The sequence below is a fragment of the Arthrobacter sp. UKPF54-2 genome (assembly GCF_007858535.1).
Taxonomy (GTDB): Bacteria; Actinomycetota; Actinomycetes; order Actinomycetales; family Micrococcaceae; genus Arthrobacter.
In genome coordinates, this window is the sequence record NZ_CP040174.1 from 2,351,372 (window position 1) to 2,369,623 (window position 18,252).

Below are 18,252 nucleotides of genomic sequence, written 5' to 3' on the forward strand. Positions count from 1 at the left end.
ACTGTGCTCCGAATCATTTGCCTCGCACCTTCGTCGTGAGGCTTCGAAGGGGAGTACGGACATAAAATCGGACGTATTGGACGCTAATCCAAGTGACGTCCTTCGCGAAAGCCACTACAGCGGACGTGCCCAGAATTTTTCTCAAATTTCGACGAGCGATGAGCACTTTAGAGATGTGGCTGCCGTAGGGCTTGGCCCCGCGGCTTAGCTGAGCCCCATGGACTCGATACTGGGCGAGGATCTGCGGAAGAATTGCGATCTTTCCACGCTGAGCGAGCCGAAGCCAAAGCAGATAGTCTTCCATTTGCCTCAACGGCTCGTAGCCGCCAACTAGTCGATAGTCACTGAGCCGGAACATCACCGCGGATTGGACGACCACGTTTTGAAGGAGTAGTCGGGTGCGGACGTCCGCACCCGCTTTAAAGGGCATCCTGCCGGTGACCGCACCGGTGTCGTCGATCAGCTCCGTCTGCGACGTTACGGCCACAGTGTCGGGGTGGTCACGAAGATACATGGCCTGCTGGATCAGCCGTCCCGGCTTGGCGATGTCATCCGCGTCAAGCCTGGCAATGAACTCGCCGCGCGCCTGGGCCATTGCCCGGCGGAGTGTCGCCCCGACTCCAAGCCGCGTCGGGTTTCGTAGGATCGTCACTCTGGACTCATCCATCCAACGGCGGTGTCCATCCTCCTCGACGCCGTCAAGAATGACGATGAGTTGCAGGTCTACCTCTTCTTGGCGAAGTACCGAATCTAAAGCTTGATCGAGCCAAGAATCAAGCCTGATCGCGGGAACCACGACCGACACGTATGGATTCTGTTCCGTAGTCATTTGCGACGTTCCTTGTCATGGTCGACGAGAGTCGCCCCCGGAGTGATGAGTTTCGCGTAGACGACAGCGGACGCCAAACCGTGCAGGCGTCGTCCGCTACAACGTTACTGGAAGTCAATCAACCGAGAGAAACCGCGCCTGTGTCGCTGACGTTGCCGTGCTGAAACCTTTGAACGCAAGCTGCGCTGACGGCGTCGCAGCGGGGATTTTCAACGGGGTAGCCGAGTTTGCCGTTTTCGTAGCCGAGGGTGCCCCAGGTGGTGCGGATTCTGCCCCATGTGGCGTAGGCGCCGATGCCGGGGACGTAGTGGATGGTGCCGTTCTGGTAGCCCTGGTAGCAGCCGCCGTTGACGAGTCCGCAGATTTCGTTGGTGACGGGGTAGCCGAGTTTGCCGTTTTCGTAGCCGAGGGTGCCCCAGGTGGCCCGGATGGGTCCTGAGGTGGCGTAGGCGCCGATGCCGGGGGCGTAGTGGATGGTGCCGTTCTGGTAGCCCTGGTAGCAGCCGCCGTTGACGAGTCCGCAGATTTCGTTGGTGACGGGGTAGCCGAGTTTGCCGTTTTCGTAGCCGAGAGTGCCCCAGGTGGTGCGGATGCCGCCCCAAGTGGCGTGGGCGCCGATGCCGGGGGCGTAATGGATAGCGCCGCCCTGGAAGTCTTGTGAACAGCCGCCGTTGACGAGCCCGCAGACTTCGACGCCCGTCGGGTAGCCGAGTTTACCTTTTTCGTATCCGAGGGTGCCCCAGGTGGCCCGGATGGGTCCTGAGGTGGCGTAGGCGCCGATGCCGGGGGCGTAGTGGATGGTTCCGTTCTGGAAGCCCTGGTAGCAGCCGCCGTTGACGAGCCCGCAGATTTCGTTGGTGACGGGGTAGCCGAGTTTGCCCTTTTCGTAGCCGAGGGTGCCCCAGGTGGCCCGGATGGGTCCTGAGGTGGCGTAGGCGCCGATGCCGGGGGCGTAGTGGATGGTGCCGTTCTGGAAGCCCTGGTAGCAGCCGCCGTTGACGAGCCCGCAGATTTCGTTGGTGACGGGGTAGCCGAGCTTGCCGTTCTCGTAGCCGAGAGCGCCCCAGGTGGCCCGGATCCCGCCCCAGGTGGCGTAGGCGCCGATGCCGGGGGCGTAGTGGATCGTTCCGTTCTGGAAGCCCTGGTAGCAGCCGCCGTTGACGAGCCCGCAGATTTCGTTGGTGACGGGGTAGCCGAGCTTGCCGTTCTCGTAGCCGAGAGCGCCCCAGGTGGCCCGGATCCCGCCCCAGGTGGCGTAGGCGCCGATGCCGGGGGCGTAGTGGATGGTGCCGCCCTGGAAGCCCTGGTAGCAGCCGCCGTTGGCGAGCCCGCAGATTTCGTTGGTGACGGGATAGCCGAGCTTGCCATTCTCGTAGCCGAGAGCGCCCCAGCTGGTGCGGATTCCGCCCCAGGTGGCGTAGGCGCCGATGCCGGGGGCGTAGTGGATGGTGCCGCCCTGGAAGCCCTGGTAGCAGCCGCCGTTGGCGAGCCCGCAGATTTCGTTGGTGACGGGGTAGCCGAGCTTGCCGTTCTCGTAGCCGAGAGCGCCCCAGGTGGCGCGGATCCCGCCCCAGGTGGCGTAAGCGCCGACGCCGGGTACCCAGTGGACCGTACCGCCCTCAAACGCCTGGTAGCAGCCGCCGTCGCGCAGGCCGCAAAGAACACCGGAGGTGGCATTTCCTAGGGATGCGGTGGCGGACGCGACAGGTGCGATGGCCCTCGCAGCTACTCCGGCAACTGACTCGATTGTCACGCCGGCAGCGGTGGACGAGAGCCAGTCGATGGACACCCGTGTTCCCGCGTGGGTGGTAAACGTTTGCCCCGGCTGCCAGGCCTGATTCTTCCCGTAATAGCCCGGAAATCCGAGCGTGCTGGGCTGCAGGGCAATGGAGCCGGCGCCGAGCGCCTGGACGACCTTAACGCCTCGGTTGCCGTTCACGGCGACAGCCGAGTCGTAGCCGACTGGCAGACGGAGCTCAATGTAGTAGACCTCGCCGCTCACCGGGTCTGTGAACTTGAGAGCACGGTTGGCTTCCGTACCGGCCCAAGGCTTGAGAGTGAAACTCATTCGAGTGCCGGCCGAACCGGCATCAAGGATTTCGTCGCCGCGTCCGAAGCCACCGAACTCCCACATCGGTGAGCTGATTACGGGCTGGCTCGGCTGGGACGCACCCATCAGGTCCAGAGTGTCCTTGTAGTCTTGGATGCTGCAGCTAGCATTGGCAAAAGTGCCGTCCGGATTGGTGCGAACGTCTTGGGCTCCGTCCGAGCACTGGAGGGCATTGGCGTGCATCAGTCCTAGCACGTGGCCGAATTCGTGTGTCAATACGCTGCTTGTCATCTGGTTCGGACCGGGAAGAGGCATGATCACCCGGCCGCTCGTGCCGTTGTAACTCCAGCCGGCCCCGTAGGCTCCGTCGGACAGCGTCGGGGTCGACACGAAAACAACAAGGGCAGTCCAAGGGCTTGGGCTGGCCGGCCAACCGAGCTCGGCCGAAATCGTGTTCATCATGGCCGAGTAGCTCTGGGTTGACGTTGCCTTGCTCGTCCAATTTTCCGGGGTCCCCAGATTCATCCGGATCCTCGGGCCGTTCGGACCTGTGGTCATGGCCTGCCAATAGTTGTTGGCGGTGGATACGGCACCGATGACATCCGTGTCGTAAATGTCGGCCTTCCGGTCGGCCAATTGGACCTTGACGATTCGCACGTTGATGGAGCCGGACCTATCCAGTGAATAGGCTTCAGTAGTCAGTTTCCTTGGAGCGGCGCCCTTTAGCCCGTCTGCAGGCGGAGTTTGGAAAGTGTGCTCGGCGGGTAACGTCCCCTGTGTGGGGGCAAGAGCGGAGGAGCTTGGAGCCGGGTTTTCAACTGCGGTGGGTTCCGGAACGGTTGGTTCGCCCACGATCGCCGTCTGCGAAGAGGCCGATGTCGCCTTAGATTCACTGGTGGCTGTGGGCGTAGCCGATGCCGTCGGAGCAGGCTCGGCCCAGGCGGGTGCGGTTGTGACGACGGGTATGGACGACAGAGAAAGTACCAGCGTGGCAACGAGCACGGCCGACTTCCGAATTGAATTCACTTATTGACCTTCGTGAGACCGCCGCCCCGCCAATGCTCAGCGGTGCGGCCGCGGGAGACCGGGAAACGTGGCAAGTCTACGGATGCCAAGGCAAAAGGCGAGGCGACTTGCGCAAAACCTGCCGTACCAATGACCAATCGTTGTAATTACTGCGCAAATCCTCAGCGATAGGCGCTATTGCCGCCGCGTCAGTTCCAGGCACTTCTTCCTCAATTTGGGGCCACAGATTTGCTGCTGGTTGGCGCAGGACAGGGACTTGGACTGTGTAGATACATTTCAACCACTCTATTCGGCAAGGGTCGAGCACCTAGGGGAGGACGACGCTTCCGTCTGTGGGTGACCACGTGATGCCGCCGTGTTGGAACCTCTGGCTGATGCCCCCGTTGGGTAGTCCGCTGATCTCGTTGGTGACGGGGTAGCCGAGTTTGCCGTTTTCGTAGCCGAGGGTGCCCCAGGTGGCCCGGATGGGTCCTGAGGTGGCGTAGGCGCCGATGCCGGGGGCGTAGTGGATGGTGCCGTTCTGGTAGCCCTGGTAGCAGCCGCCGTTGACGAGTCCGCAGATTTCGTTGGTGACGGGGTAGCCGAGTTTGCCGTTTTCGTAGCCGAGAGTGCCCCAGGTGGTGCGGATGCCGCCCCAAGTGGCGTGGGCGCCGATGCCGGGGGCGTAATGGATAGCGCCGCCCTGGAAGTCTTGTGAACAGCCGCCGTTGACGAGCCCGCAGACTTCGACGCCCGTCGGGTAGCCGAGTTTACCTTTTTCGTATCCGAGGGTGCCCCAGGTGGCCCGGATGGGTCCTGAGGTGGCGTAGGCGCCGATGCCGGGGGCGTAGTGGATGGTTCCGTTCTGGAAGCCCTGGTAGCAGCCGCCGTTGACGAGCCCGCAGATTTCGTTGGTGACGGGGTAGCCGAGTTTGCCCTTTTCGTAGCCGAGGGTGCCCCAGGTGGCCCGGATGGGTCCTGAGGTGGCGTAGGCGCCGATGCCGGGGGCGTAGTGGATGGTGCCGTTCTGGAAGCCCTGGTAGCAGCCGCCGTTGACGAGCCCGCAGATTTCGTTGGTGACGGGGTAGCCGAGCTTGCCGTTCTCGTAGCCGAGAGCGCCCCAGGTGGCCCGGATCCCGCCCCAGGTGGCGTAGGCGCCGATGCCGGGGGCGTAGTGGATGGTGCCGCCCTGGAAGCCCTGGTAGCAGCCGCCGTTGGCGAGCCCGCAGATTTCGTTGGTGACGGGGTAGCCGAGCTTGCCGTTCTCGTAGCCGAGAGCGCCCCAGGTGGCCCGGATCCCGCCCCAGGTGGCGTAGGCGCCGATGCCGGGGGCGTAGTGGATGGTGCCGCCCTGGAAGCCCTGGTAGCAGCCGCCGTTGGCGAGCCCGCAGATTTCGTTGGTGACGGGGTAGCCGAGCTTGCCGTTCTCGTAGCCGAGAGCGCCCCAGCTGGTGCGGATTCCGCCCCAGGTGGCGTGGGCGCCGACGCCGGGGGCGTAGTGGATGGTGCCGCCCTGGAAGCCCTGGTAGCAGCCGCCGTTGGCGAGCCCGCAGATTTCGTTGGTGACGGGGTAGCCGAGCTTGCCGTTCTCGTAGCCGAGAGCGCCCCAGGTGGCGCGGATCCCGCCCCAGGTGGCGTAGGCGCCGACGCCGGGGGCGTAGTGGATGGTGCCGTTCTGGAAGCCCTGGTAGCAGCCGCCGTTGACGAGCCCGCAGATTTCGCTGGTGACGGGGTAGCCGAGCTTGCCGTTCCCTCCTCCCAGTGCTGTCCAAGTCATCCCGATGGACCCCAGGGGGTTCACCGTGAACCCGGACGCAAAACGCTGCAGCGAGGCGTAGTCCCCGTTCCAGACATTAGAATCTCCAGCGAAAGGTCCGGTGCTGCTGTACTGCCAGAGGCTGAAGCCACTCCAGCCCGCCGGGATCGGGCCGGCGTTGTTGGTTGGGCCGTCCGGGTAGTTCGCAACCCAGAGCGGGTAGTTGCCAAGTCCGGACACATTTCCCAAGCACTGGTTCCACCATGACGTGTTGGTGTAGATCACAGGCAACCGACCTGTCAGCGAAAGCATGGTGTTGCCAAATTCGCGGACCCAGGATGCGAGGTTGACCGCGGACATTCCATAGCACGTATCGCCGAAGTAGAAGCCGCTGATGGTGCGGCCGGCGTAGGGGTTGAATTCGAAATCGAGAACAGGGGGCAGCGTGTAGCCATCTGCGCTCCAGCCGCCTCCGTTCTGGACGAAGTAGCGTGCCTGGTCCGCCCCTGAGGACCAGTTAGGGATCGCGAAATGGTAGGCGCCGCGGATCATTCCGACGTTCCGCGCCCCTGCGTACTGGGCGTCGAAAGTTTGCTTGTAAACCGGATTGTCCATCTCCGTGGGGTAGTAGTTGCCCTCCGTTGCCTTTACATAGGCAAACCGGGCCCCCATGTTCCACTGTTGCTGCCAATCCACCGTCGGCTGATGGCTGCTGACATCGAGCCCTGCCACACCGAATGTCGGACTCCACGTTCCCTCAGTTGTTAGGGACTCGGGTGTCAACGTTTTTATGCCGGAACCCTGCGATCCCGTGCTGGAGCGCATGACGCGTGCTGAACGTTGGCCCATCTCGGCCCCGGCACCAATCGCGGCGGCCAGGCCCGTGCGATCCGGCCTCGCAAGTGGAACCGGAGCGGACGCCGGCAGGCTTTTCACAGCACGGCCGTCGGGAGTCGGCGTCGGAGCAGGGCCGGGTGCCGGAAGCGCAGTGGGATTGCCACTCGGCGCCGGGGTGGGGGACGCGAGGGCGGGCAATGGCATGGCGAGGCCCACGCTTGTCATCAGCAGTACCACGGCCAAGATAAAGTTGACTTGGGGGCTGATGTTGTTGGTGCGGGAAATTGGGATCCGCTTCATGGTGTGCTCCGGAACGCTGGAGCGCTTCTTTAGCGCTGCATGGCAAGGTGTCGCGTCACTCCGAAGGACTTTAGATGACAAGCGACACTGGGATTCGCTGACTTATCGCGCCTACCCTAACACCCCGGAACAGGTGTCACCAGTGTGATTGATGTGAATCATGTGACTGGAGTTGTGCTGCGGGGTAAGGCGGCCTGTTAGCTGTGACCCTAGGTCCCTCCTACACTGGAGCGCATGAAGGTATTGGTTACCGGCGGGGCCGGCTACATCGGATCGCACACGACGCTTTGTCTGCTTGAGGAGGGGCACGAGGTTGTAGTTCTCGACAACCTGATGAACTCCAACCCCGAATCCCTGCGCCGGGTGGAGCGGCTCACCGGCAAGAGCGCGGACTTCCGCGAGGTCGACCTGCTTGACGCGGCCGCCGTCGACGCTGTCTTCGCCGAGGGCGGCTTCGAGGCCGTCATCCATTTCGCCGGCCTGAAGGCCGTGGGGGAGTCGGTGGATAAGCCGCTTTGGTACTACCAGAACAACGTGGTGGGCACCCTAAACCTGCTGCACAGCATGGACGCCGCCGGCGTGCGCCGCCTGGTCTTCAGCTCCTCCGCGACGGTGTACGGCGCCTCCGAGGAGGTTCCGCTCATCGAGAAGGCGCCGCTGGACGCCACCAACCCCTACGGCCGCACCAAGGAACAGATCGAGGACATCCTCTCCGACCTCGGTGCCGCCGACCCGCGCTGGAGCATCGCGCTGCTGCGTTACTTCAACCCGGTGGGCGCCCACGAATCCGGCCTGATCGGCGAGGACCCGAGCGGTATCCCCAACAACCTGTTGCCCTTCGTGGCCCAGGTGGCTGTGGGCCGCCGCGAGAAGGTTATGGTGTTCGGCAACGACTACCCGACGCCGGACGGCACCGGGGTGCGTGACTACATCCACGTGATGGACCTCGCGGCCGGGCACCTGGCCGCGCTGGGCTACCTCGGCGACAGGGAGGGCGTGTTCCGCTGGAACCTCGGCACCGGCCGCGGCTCCTCCGTGCTGGAGGTCATCGAGGCGTTCGGCAAGGCCGCGGGACACCCGGTACCCTACGAATTCGCGCCGCGCCGCCCCGGCGACGCCGCGGTCAGCTACGCAGACCCCTCGGCCGCACTCGCCGACCTGGGCTGGGCCGCGCGCCGGGACCTCGCGCAGATGTGCGAGGACCACTGGCGCTGGCAGAGCAACAACCCGCACGGCTACGCCGCGGTGGCCGAGGCCACCGGCGCCAAAACCGAGTAGGGAGCCCGCCGGCCACTTATCCACAAAGGGTGGCCGGCACCCTTGCCCGAACTCCACTGCTCCTTTAGCTTTAACCCCAGTTGCACTGCCCCAGGGGGAGGGGTAGCGGTCAGGTTGGGGGCACCGTGGAAGCTGTGCGCATCGTCGAGGACGAGGTCCGTGAACTGATCCGCCGCCGCGGGCTGGATCCGCTGCGGCAGGCCGGCGAAGTCCGGCGCCTGGTGGAGGAAGCCATCACCGACTACGACGAACGGGCGCTGCTGGCGCCGCTGCCTCCTATCGGATCCCTCGAAACGGCCCGCCGGTTTGTGTTCGACGCCGTCGCCGGTTTCGGACCGCTGCAGCCGCTGCTGGACGACCCCGCGATCGAGGAGATTTGGCTCAACGCCCCCGATGAGATTTTCGTGGCCCGCAACGGTGAGTCGGAGCTGACGTCCATCGCCCTGACCGAGCAGCACGTCCGCGACCTCGTGGAGCGGATGCTCAAAAGCTCGGGCCGCCGGCTGGACATGTCCTCGCCGTTCGTCGACGCCGCGCTGCCCGACGGCTCCCGCCTGCACGTGGTGATCCCCGACGTCACCCGGCGGCACTGGGCCATCAACATCCGCAAGTTCGTGGTCAAGGCCAGCCGGCTCGAGCACCTCGTTGAGCTGGGAACGCTCACCCCGCAGTCGGCCCGGTTCCTCGGCGCGGCGGTGGCCAGCGGGCTGAACATTCTCGTTTCGGGCGCCACCCAGGCAGGCAAAACAACCATGCTGAACTGCCTCGCCGCCAGCATCGGCACCCGCGAGCGGGTGGTCACCGTGGAGGAGATCTTTGAACTGCAGTTCCCGCTCCGTGACGTCGTCGGCTTGCAGTGCCGGCAGCCGAACCTCGAGGGGGAGGGCGAAATTCCGCTCCGACGCCTCGTGAAGGAGGCCCTGCGGATGCGGCCGGACCGTCTGGTGGTCGGCGAAGTCCGGGAAGCCGAGAGCCTGGACATGCTCATCGCCCTGAATTCCGGTCTGCCGGGCATGTGCACGGTCCATGCGAACTCGGCCCACGACGCCGTCACCAAGATCTGCACGCTGCCGCTGCTCGCGGGAGAGAACATTTCCAGTGCCTTCGTTGTCCCCACGGTGGCCTCCTGCATCGACCTGGTGGTCCACTGCAGCCGCCTGCCGAACGGGCGGCGGCAGGTCACCGAGATCCTCTCGCTGGGCCGCAGGGTGGAAAACGGCATCATCGAATCGTCCATGATTTTCGACCTCTCCGACGGCCGGCTGCGGCCCAGGGCCAACTCGATGCCTGCGGCCGAGAAATTTGCCCGCGCCGGGTACGACGTCGCGGCGTTGCTGGAGCCGCGCTGATGGCGCCGCTGCTGGGGGTGCTCGGGGGTGCCGGACTGCTGCTGATCTGGTGGTCCGCCTGGGAACAGCCGCGGCCGGCCCGCCGCCGGGAAAGAACCAGCCGGCTGGAGGACCTGCTGCAGGCGGCCGGCATTGAAAAGGTCAGCCGGCTCGGCCTGCTGGCGACGTGCTTCGGCGTGGGCGCTTTCGTCACCTTGGTGTTCTTCGCAGGCACCCGGTCCTGGCCGATCTCCGGCTGCTTCGGCCTGTTCGGGGGCTGGCTGCCGCTGGGGCTGGTGAAATGGCGGGCCCGGAAGCGTTCGGCCGTGCTCCGTGAGCTGTGGCCCGACGTCGTCGACCACCTCCGCTCCGCGATCAGGGCAGGACTGTCGCTGCCGGAAGCGCTGATCCAGCTGGGCGAAAAGGGCCCCTCCGAGCTGCGTCCGTTGTTCCGCGACTTCGGCGCCGACTACCGCTCCGGCGGGCAGTTCGACCCGGCCCTTAGCCGGCTGAAGGAACGGCTCGCGGACCCGGTGGCCGACCGCATCGTCGAGGCGCTCCGGCTGACCCGGGAGGTGGGCGGCTCAGACCTCGGCCGGTTGCTGGGGACCCTCGCGGAGTTCCTGCGCGAGAACGCGCGGACCCGCAGCGAACTGGAGGCCCGGCAGTCGTGGACGGTCAACGCCGCGCGGCTCGCCGTCGCTGCCCCGTGGATCGTCCTGGTGCTCCTGGCGAGCCGGCCCGAAGCGGTGGCAGCCTACAACTCGCCCGTCGGGACCGCCGTGTTGATCGGCGGACTCCTGGTGTCCGGTTTTTCCTACGCCGTGATGCTCCGGATCGGCGCCCTGCCGCAGGACGAACGGGTCCTCCGGTGAGCGGCCTGATGGCGGGGGCGGTGGCCTGCGGCGTCGTTCTGGGCGGCGGGCTCTGGCTGTTCCTGGTACGGCTGCCGTTCCTGCGGCCAGTCAGCTTCACCGAGCGCATCGGCCCGCAGCTGAGGTCCCAGAACGTGGAATCCCGGCTGCTGCGCGCCACGCACGGCAACGTCACTCCGTTCGGCCCGCTGGCACGGATCCTCCGGCCGGTCATCCGCGACTGGATCCGTGCCCTGGGCCGGCTGAACCCGGGTTCGTCGGCACTGAACCGCAGGCTTGCCCGGGCCGGAAGCAGCAAGTCCTCAGTGGACTTCCGCGCGGAGCAGCTGCTCTGGGCGGCTGGAGGATTTGTGGCTGCCGCGGGGATCGTGCTGCTGGGCGGAGTGGCCGGCCGCTTCAACCCGCTGTTCGCGGTGCTGATCGTCGCCGGCACCGGCCTCGCCGGATTCCTGCTCCGCGACTATGTGCTGGGCGCCCAGGTCAAGAAGCGCGAAACCCGCATGATGGCGGAGTTCCCCAGCGTGGCCGAACTGATGGCCCTGGCCGTCAGCGCCGGCGAAAGCGCCACCGGCGCCCTGGACCGGGTGTGCCGCAGAACCCAAGGGGAGCTGTCGAAGGAGTTCACCCGCGTGCTTGCCGATACCCGGGCCGGCAAGCCACTGGCGGAGGCCCTGCAGGAGTTCTCCACCCGCACCGAGCTGGGGCCGCTGGTCCGCTTCGTTGACGGGCTGATCGTGGCGGTCGAACGCGGGACACCGCTGGCGGATGTCCTCCGCGCCCAGGCCCAGGACGTGCGGGACACCGCCAAGCGCGAGCTGATGGAGTCCGCCGGGCGGAAGGAAATCGGCATGATGGTGCCGCTCGTCTTCGGCGTGCTGCCGCTGACGGTGGTGTTCGCCGTCTTCCCGGGTCTGGCGGCCATCAGCCTGGGGCTTTGAGCGGGGCGCAGTGACCAACCAAGAGACAAAGGAGTAGCAATGAAGACGACTGGTATTCGCACGATGTTGTTGGTCCGCCTTGCGGGCCTGCTGTTGTGGAGCCCCGGCTCCGCCGGGACGCCTGGCCGGACGCACGCTGCCAGAGCGGGGAGCGTGGACCCGCGCGAACGCGGGGACGTGCCCGGTTGGGTGATGATCACCCTGATGTCGGCCGTGCTCGTCGCCGCCCTGCTGGCGCTCGCGGGGCCGGCGCTGGAGGGGCTCTTCAACCAGGCGATGCAAAAAGTCGGGCAGTAGGCGGTGGAGGCAGCCGCCGAACGCGGTGCCGCTGGGACCACCGGCGGCGAACGCGGCTCCGCTGTGGTCGACTTCGTCCTGGTCGGCAGCCTGCTCACGCTGTTCTTCCTCGCCATCATCCAGTTGGCCCTTGTCCTGCACGTCCGGAACACGCTGATCGACGCCGCCGCCTCGGGGGCCCGGTACGGCACCCTGGCCGACCGCACCGCCGCCGACGCGCGGGACCGCGCCACCCAGCTGATCGGCGTCGCCCTCACCCCGGAGTTTGCCCAGGACGTCAGCACCGCGGAGACCAGCTACGCCGGCGTCCGCACCCTGGAGGTGACTATCCGGGCGCCGCTGCCCGTGATCGGCCTGATCGGCCCCCGCGAACTGCTGGAGGTGAAGGGCCATGCCGCCATCCAGCCCTGACAACGTCGACGCCGAGCGGGGGAGCGCGGTGGTCGAGTTCACTTTCCTCTGCCTCCTGCTGATGGTGCCGGTGGTCTACTTCATCATCACGGTGGGCCAGCTTCAGGGCGGTTCCTTCGCCGTGGTGGGCGCCGCGGACCAGGCGGCGAAGGTCTTTGTGGCCCAGCCCGACGCGGCGAGTGGACGGGCCGCCGCCGAGCAGGCCGTGCAGCTGGCGCTCGCCGACTACGGCCACCCGGCCGACAATGCCAGCGTGGAAACCAGCTGCGACCCGGCTGGCTGCACGGCACCCGGCTCCGCGGTCACCGTCACCGTCCGACTCACCGTGCCGCTGCCCTTCGTGCCGTTCAGCGATGTGCTCAAGCTCGACGCCGGGCAGGTGAGCGCCTCCGCCACCCAGCTCGTCGGGCGGTTCCGATGACCGCCGGATCCGCCGCCCGGGCCCGCAGGGAAAACCGCCGCGGCGAGGACGGCCAGCTGATGGTGCTGATCATCGGCTACGTGCTGCTGGCCCTGCTCGTCACCGCCGCGGTCGCGGGCGCCTCCAGCGTCTACATCGAACACAAGAAGCTGCTCTCCCTGGCGGACGGGGCCTCCGTGGCCGCCGCGGACAGCTTCACCCTGGGCCAGTTGGAGGACTCCACCGGCGGTCCCACCGCTGTTCTCAGCGCGGGCCGGGTCCGCAGCGCCGCCGCCGATTACCTGAACCGCACCGGGGCCTTTGGCCGGTTCAGCGGCCTCGAAGTCGCCCCGGCCACGGGCAGTCCGGACGGGTCCACCGCCGTCGTGGTCCTCAGCGCCGCCGTGCACCCGCCGATCGTCAACTTCCTGGTTCCGGACGGGCTCCGGATCGAGGCGGCGTCGACGGCGCGGTCCCGGCTGACGCGCTGACGTGCAACCGGGGTAGGCTTGAAAAACCATGGCAAACATTGATTTTCCCGCAGAAATCCGCGCGCTGCGCGCCACCTACGCCTCCATCGAGAACGTTTCGAATGTCGAGGCGCTGAAGGAAGACATCGCCGAACTGAGCGAGCGCGCCGGCGAACCGAACCTCTGGGACGACCCCGCAGCCGCGCAGGTCATCACCTCCAAGCTCTCGCACAAACAGTCGGAACTGGAACGGCTGAACAAGCTGGCCGCCCGGATCGATGACCTGGAAGTCCTCGTGGAACTCGGCCAGGACGAGGACGACGCCGACTCCATGGCGGACGCCGCCGCGGAACTCGAATCCATCCGCAAGGCGCTGACGGACCTCGAGGTTGTCACGCTGCTCTCCGGAGAGTTCGACGAGCGCGAAGCCGTGGTCACCATTCGCGCCGGCGCCGGCGGCGTGGACGCGGCGGACTTCGCCGAGATGCTGCTGCGGATGTACCTGCGCTGGGCCGAACGCCACGGCTACCCGACCACCATCATGGACACCTCCTACGCCGAAGAGGCCGGCCTGAAGTCCGCGACCTTTGAGGTCAAGGCCCCCTACGCCTTCGGCACGCTCAGCGTCGAGGCCGGCACCCACCGGCTGGTCCGGATCAGCCCGTTCGACAACCAGGGCCGGCGCCAGACCTCCTTCGCCGCCGTCGAGGTTATCCCGCTGATCGAGCAGACCGACTCCATTGAGATCCCGGACAACGAGATCCGCGTCGACGTCTTCCGCTCCTCCGGCCCGGGCGGCCAGTCGGTCAACACCACAGACTCCGCCGTACGCCTGACCCACCTCCCCACCGGCACCGTGGTCTCGATGCAGAACGAAAAGTCCCAGCTGCAGAACCGGGCCGCCGCCATGCGCGTGCTGCAGTCCCGCCTGCTGCTGCTACAGAAGGAGCAGGAGGACGCGGAGAAGAAGGCGTTCGCCGGCGACGTCAAAGCGTCCTGGGGCGACCAGATGCGCTCCTACGTGCTCAATCCGTACCAGATGGTCAAGGACCTCCGCACCGAACACGAGGTGGGCAACACCTCCGCCGTGTTCGACGGCGAGATCGACGATTTCATCGACGCGGGCATCCGCTGGCGGACCGACAACCGCAACGCCGAGAAGTAGCCCCGGACAGCGCAGCCAAAATCCCGCGACACACCCCGGCCTTCCGGCCCCGGCGCCGTTACCCGTGCGTATAGTCGAGGGGCCGGTGCCCTACTTCCCCCAAAAGAAAGCCCGCGCCCCGGCAGCAGAACTGGTCTGAAAAATGCCCGGCTCCTGCAGGGCATTTAGGGCCATGATCCGTTTCGAAAATGTCACCAAGGTCTACGACCAGAAGGCGCGCCCGGCGCTGGATTCGATCAACCTTGAGATTGACCGCGGCGAATTCGCCTTCCTCGTGGGAGCCTCCGGCTCGGGCAAGTCGACCTTCCTGCGCCTCGTGCTCAAGGAGGACCGCGCCTCCTCCGGCGCCGTGTACGTCGCCGGCCAGAACGTGGCCAAGATTTCCAGCTGGCGGGTGCCGCGGCTGCGCCGGGGAATCGGCGTCGTCTTCCAGGACTTCCGCCTGCTGCCGCAGAAAACCGTGTTCGCCAACGTCGCCTTCGCCATGCAGGTCATCGGCCGCAGCCGCAGCGTCATCCGCGAGACCGTCCCCGAAGTCCTCAAGACCGTGGGCCTGGAAGGCAAGGAGAACCGGCTGCCGCACGAACTCTCCGGCGGCGAGCAGCAGCGCGTGGCGATCGCCCGCGCCGTCGTCAACCGTCCCGGCATCCTGCTGGCCGACGAACCCACCGGCAACCTGGACCCCACCACCTCGATGGGCATCATGGGTGTCCTCGACAAGATCAACCAGAACGGCACCACCGTGGTGATGGCTACGCACGACGACGACATCGTCAACGAGATGCGCAAGCGCGTGGTGGAACTGCGCAACGGCGTGGTGATCCGTGACGAGGCCCGCGCCCTGTACACCTCGATGGTGCCGGTGGTCGGCGCGTCCCGCCGGCTGCGGGACGCGAGCGGGGAGGACCGGCTGTGAGGCTCGCGTTCGTCCTGGCCGAGATCGGCAGCGGCCTGCGCCGCAACCTGTCCATGGTGGTCTCCGTCATTCTGGTCACCTTCGTCTCCCTGACCTTCGTTGGCGCGGCCGGCATGCTGCAGCTGCAGATCAACCAGATGAAGGGCTACTGGTACGACAAGGTCCAGGTCGCCGTTTTCCTCTGCAGTGACGGTTCGACGGCGCCCGGCTGCGCCACCGGCCCGGCGACCCCGGAGCAGCAGGACACCCTGCGCAAGCTGCTGCAGTCCCCGTCCGTGGCCCAGTACGTCAACGACTTCCAGTACGAGTCCAAAGACGACGCCTACCGGCACTTCAAGGAGCAGTTCTCCAACTCGCCGATCGTGGACTCGGTCACCCCGGACCAGCTCCCGGCCTCCTTCCGGATCAACCTGAAGGACCCGGAGAAGTACCAGGTGATCAGCGAAAACTTCTCCTCCCAGCCCGGCGTGGAGTCCGTCATCGACCAGCGCCAGCTGCTGGAACGGCTCTTCTCCGCGATGAACGCCGCCTCCCTCGTGGCGGTCAGCGTCGCCGGCGTAATGATCGTCTGCGCCATCCTGCTGATCGCGACCACCATCCGGCTCTCCGCGTTCAGCCGCCGCCGGGAAACCGGGATCATGCGCCTGGTGGGCGCGTCCAAGACCGTGATCCAGCTGCCCTTCATCCTGGAAGGCGTGATCGCGGCCGTGATCGGCGCCGCCCTCGCGTCCGGCACACTCTGGGCTGTGGCGCACTTCTTCCTGGGCGAATACCTGTCCAAGCAATACCCGGACACGGCGTTCATCTCCCCGGCTCAGACGCTGATCCTGGCTCCGGCCCTGATCGGCCTGGGCGTCCTGCTTGCCGGGATATCATCACTCCTGACCCTCCGCCGCTACTTGAGGGTTTAGCTTTGCGCAACGAAGAGGGAATGCCCATGACACCGAAGGCCCGACGCACCGCCCCGGCCGGCCGCGCCGTCCGCCGCAGCCGCCTGATCAGTGCCGCGGTGGTGCTGGTCCTCGCCGCCAACCTGGGTGCCTCGACCCCGGTGGCCTTCGCCGACACCCTGGAGGACCAGCAGTCGGCCCTCAACGCCGAGGCCGCGCGGGTCCAGCAGTCCCTCGAATTCGTCGACGCGAAAATCGCCAAGGCCGCCGGCGACCTGGTGATCTACCAGGGCCAGCTGCCGGGCGCCCAGCAGTTGCTGCTCGAGGCCCAGGGCCGGGTTGCCGGGGCCGTCAAGGAGGTGGAGGCCCTGGCTGCGCGGGTGGACCTCGCCCAGCAGAACAAAGCCAAGATCACCCAGCAGCTGGAGAACGACAAGCAGAAGATCGCCGATACCAGGAAGCTGATCGGACAGATCGCCACGCAGGCCTACAAGTCAGGCGGCGTGCCGTCCAACCTCTCGCTCTTCTTCGGCTCGAACAAGAGCGGAAGCCTCACCGACACCATCGACCTGGCTGACCAGGCGCTGCGCAGCCAGAACTCCGCGATGGACAAACTCACCCAGCAGAACGCCACCAACGTGAACTCGCAGGCCCGCCTGCAGGCGGTCGAGGCCGAGATCAAGGACCTCAAGGCCAAGGCCGACGCCGCGCTGGCCCGCGAGAAGGCCGCCCGCGACGAAGCCGAAGCCAAAAAGGCCGAGGTGGACAAGCTGATTGCCGACACCACGCGCCTCAACAGCGAACTGCAGGCGGCCAAGCCGGGTATCCAGAGCCAGCTTGCCCAGGTCAAGGCGCAGCAGGACGCCGTCGCCGCGGAAATCGTCGAACGCGACCGTAAGCTGCGCGAGGCCTGGGAAGCCGAGCAGCGGCGCATCGCCGAGGCAGCCGCGGCCGCCGCCCGCGCGGCGGGCCAGGCCACCCGGCCCTACGTTCCCGCGCCCCCGGGCCCGCTGTCGTCCTTCGGCCTGCGCAGCCCGTTCAACGGCGTCCCGATCACCTCGGGCTTCGGCTGGCGCGCGACGCCCCCGGGCACCATCGACTTCTACGGCCAGGGCGGCTACATGCACACCGGCATCGACTTCGGCGCCGCCTGCGGCACCCCGGTCTTCGCGCCGGCGGCCGGCACGGTTTACTCGGCGGGGTGGGGGAACGACGGCGGCGGTAACCACGTGAAGATCTCCCACGGCGTGGTGCAGGGCAACTCGCTGACCACGATTTTCTACCACAACACCTCCGTGGTGGTCTCCTCGGGCCAGCAGGTCAGCCAGGGCCAGCTGATCGCCTACTCCGGTACGACCGGCAACTCCACCGGCTGCCATTCGCACTTCGAGACCTGGGTCAACGGCCGGGCGGTCGACCCGATGGGCCTGCTCTAAACTGGAAGTGACCCGTCCCAACGACTGAGGAGTTTTACCGTGCCTAAAGAAAGTGGCCGGAAGGTAGTGGCCACCAACCGCAAGGCCCGGCACGACTACCACATCATGGATACCTATGAGGCTGGCATCGCGCTCATGGGCACCGAAGTGAAGTCCCTGCGCGAGGGCCACGCCTCCATGGTGGACGGCTTCTGCACCTTCTACAACGACGAGCTGTGGATGGAGGGCATCCATATCCCCGAGTACCACCAGGGGAGCTGGACCAACCATGCCGCCCGCCGGCGTCGGAAGCTGCTCCTGCACCGCGACGAGCTGACCAAAATCTCGCACAAGATCCGCGAATCGGGCTTCACCATCGTGCCGCTGCAGCTGTACTTTGTGGACGGCCGGGCGAAGGTGGAGATCGGCGTCGCCCGCGGCAAGAAGGAATACGACAAGCGCCAGACGCTGCGCGAGCAGCAGGACAAGCGCGAGGCCCTGCGCGTGATGCGGGAGCGGAACCGGGCCTGACGCCCGGTCCGGCCAGCAGCGGTGCCGGGAATGAATCCGGCGGACGGTGCGTTATGATGGGTAGTCCGGGAAGGATCCGTTGGATCCCGACGGGATTGAAGAAGATTGTTTGATAACAAAATACGGGGATGATCGGTTTCGACGATGTTAGTCGCGACAGGTGAAGCGGGCCGAGGATGCAGAATTATCTCGTAAACGCTGTCTGCAAACCAATAAGTGCCGAATCAAAACGCACTGACTTCGCTCTCGCTGCCTAAGCAGTAAGACAGTCCGTCAGCCCGAGGTTGCTATTGCCCCGGATCCTGGCGTCATTTAGATAGCCACTGCTGTTTACCCTCGTCATCGGGGTGAACGGGACTCTTTGATGACTGGGCCCGGATCAGCCAGCTGTTTGCAGCATGGCTGGGGCCGAGAAAATCCGACGCAAACTGCGCCCGGAGAAGCCCTGACAACACGACATCGGACGGGGGTTCAATTCCCCCCATCTCCACAGCAGGAGCCCCGGCAACGGAGCTCCACCCCGTAGCAAAAGGCCGGAAGCATCAGCTTCCGGCCTTTTTG

General features: G+C 66.2%; 16 protein-coding genes, 1 other RNA gene and 1 pseudogene. 14 read left to right on the top strand and 4 right to left on the bottom strand.

The genetic code is table 11. The annotated features are described in order from the left end of the window. Positions 1-13: 13 nt before the first annotated feature. The 4 genes and pseudogenes from E7Y32_RS10810 to E7Y32_RS10820 all read right to left on the bottom strand — a co-directional run bounded on the left by E7Y32_RS10810 (position 14) and on the right by E7Y32_RS10820 (position 6,777). Positions 14-829 (bottom strand): glycosyltransferase, encoded by an 816-nt coding sequence (locus E7Y32_RS10810; RefSeq protein ID WP_146337111.1) that lies wholly within the window; start codon positions 827-829, stop codon positions 14-16. A gap of 118 nt (positions 830-947) precedes the next feature. Then, positions 948-3,005, bottom strand: a complete 2,058-nt coding sequence (locus E7Y32_RS10815) for a hypothetical protein (RefSeq protein WP_261382415.1) — start codon at positions 3,003-3,005, stop codon at positions 948-950. Positions 3,006-3,086: 81 nt separating this feature from the next. Next, positions 3,087-3,437 (bottom strand): annotated as a pseudogene (locus tag E7Y32_RS16545) (M43 family zinc metalloprotease); the annotation flags it as partial. A 775-nt stretch (positions 3,438-4,212) separates the two neighbouring features. Next, positions 4,213-6,777, bottom strand: coding sequence for a GH25 family lysozyme (locus E7Y32_RS10820; RefSeq protein WP_146337113.1), 2,565 nt, complete (start codon positions 6,775-6,777; stop codon positions 4,213-4,215). A 234-nt stretch (positions 6,778-7,011) separates the two neighbouring features. Between E7Y32_RS10820 and galE the strand changes: the two genes are divergently transcribed. The 14 genes from galE to ssrA all read left to right on the top strand — a co-directional run bounded on the left by galE (position 7,012) and on the right by ssrA (position 18,184). Further along, entirely contained in the window at positions 7,012-8,055 is a 1,044-nt protein-coding gene (galE, locus tag E7Y32_RS10825; protein ID WP_146337114.1) for a UDP-glucose 4-epimerase GalE, read from the top strand. Positions 8,056-8,180: 125 nt separating this feature from the next. Beyond that, positions 8,181-9,404, top strand: coding sequence for a CpaF family protein (locus tag E7Y32_RS10830; RefSeq protein WP_146337115.1), 1,224 nt, complete (start codon positions 8,181-8,183; stop codon positions 9,402-9,404). Next, positions 9,404-10,258 carry a type II secretion system F family protein gene (locus E7Y32_RS10835; protein WP_146337116.1) on the top strand — a complete coding sequence of 285 codons (855 nt, stop codon included), beginning with the start codon at positions 9,404-9,406 and terminating at the stop codon, positions 10,256-10,258. The genes E7Y32_RS10830 and E7Y32_RS10835 overlap by 1 nt, the downstream gene beginning before the upstream one ends. An 8-nt stretch (positions 10,259-10,266) precedes the next feature. Next, positions 10,267-11,196, top strand: coding sequence for a type II secretion system F family protein (locus E7Y32_RS10840; protein ID WP_146338524.1), 930 nt, complete (start codon positions 10,267-10,269; stop codon positions 11,194-11,196). A gap of 39 nt (positions 11,197-11,235) precedes the next feature. Next, on the top strand, positions 11,236-11,493 hold the full coding sequence (locus tag E7Y32_RS10845; protein WP_146337117.1) for a hypothetical protein: 258 nt from the start codon (positions 11,236-11,238) through the stop codon (positions 11,491-11,493). A 3-nt stretch (positions 11,494-11,496) separates the two neighbouring features. Continuing rightward, on the top strand, positions 11,497-11,904 hold the full coding sequence (locus E7Y32_RS10850; RefSeq protein ID WP_146337118.1) for a TadE/TadG family type IV pilus assembly protein: 408 nt from the start codon (positions 11,497-11,499) through the stop codon (positions 11,902-11,904). After that, positions 11,885-12,325, top strand: a complete 441-nt coding sequence (locus E7Y32_RS10855; RefSeq protein ID WP_146337119.1) for a hypothetical protein — start codon at positions 11,885-11,887, stop codon at positions 12,323-12,325. The genes E7Y32_RS10850 and E7Y32_RS10855 overlap by 20 nt, the downstream gene beginning before the upstream one ends. Continuing rightward, positions 12,322-12,795, top strand: a complete 474-nt coding sequence (locus tag E7Y32_RS10860) for a pilus assembly protein TadG-related protein (RefSeq protein WP_261382417.1) — start codon at positions 12,322-12,324, stop codon at positions 12,793-12,795. The genes E7Y32_RS10855 and E7Y32_RS10860 overlap by 4 nt, the downstream gene beginning before the upstream one ends. 28 nt (positions 12,796-12,823) lie before the next feature. Next, positions 12,824-13,939, top strand: coding sequence for a peptide chain release factor 2 (gene prfB / locus E7Y32_RS10865; protein WP_146337120.1), 1,116 nt, complete (start codon positions 12,824-12,826; stop codon positions 13,937-13,939). A gap of 172 nt (positions 13,940-14,111) precedes the next feature. Next, positions 14,112-14,855 (top strand): cell division ATP-binding protein FtsE, encoded by a 744-nt coding sequence (gene ftsE, locus E7Y32_RS10870; RefSeq protein ID WP_146337121.1) that lies wholly within the window; start codon positions 14,112-14,114, stop codon positions 14,853-14,855. Next, entirely contained in the window at positions 14,852-15,766 is a 915-nt protein-coding gene (gene ftsX, locus E7Y32_RS10875) for a permease-like cell division protein FtsX (protein ID WP_146337122.1), read from the top strand. Before ftsE ends, ftsX begins: the two co-directional genes overlap by 4 nt. Positions 15,767-15,792: 26 nt before the next feature. Beyond that, positions 15,793-17,181: a M23 family metallopeptidase gene (locus tag E7Y32_RS10880; RefSeq protein WP_146337123.1), complete on the top strand. Its 1,389-nt coding sequence runs from the start codon at positions 15,793-15,795 to the stop codon at positions 17,179-17,181. 39 nt (positions 17,182-17,220) lie between these two features. Further along, on the top strand, positions 17,221-17,691 hold the full coding sequence (smpB, locus tag E7Y32_RS10885) for an SsrA-binding protein SmpB (protein WP_138768848.1): 471 nt from the start codon (positions 17,221-17,223) through the stop codon (positions 17,689-17,691). A gap of 124 nt (positions 17,692-17,815) precedes the next feature. Further along, positions 17,816-18,184, top strand: a transfer-messenger RNA (tmRNA) gene (gene ssrA, locus E7Y32_RS10890). Positions 18,185-18,252: the final 68 nt, after the last annotated feature.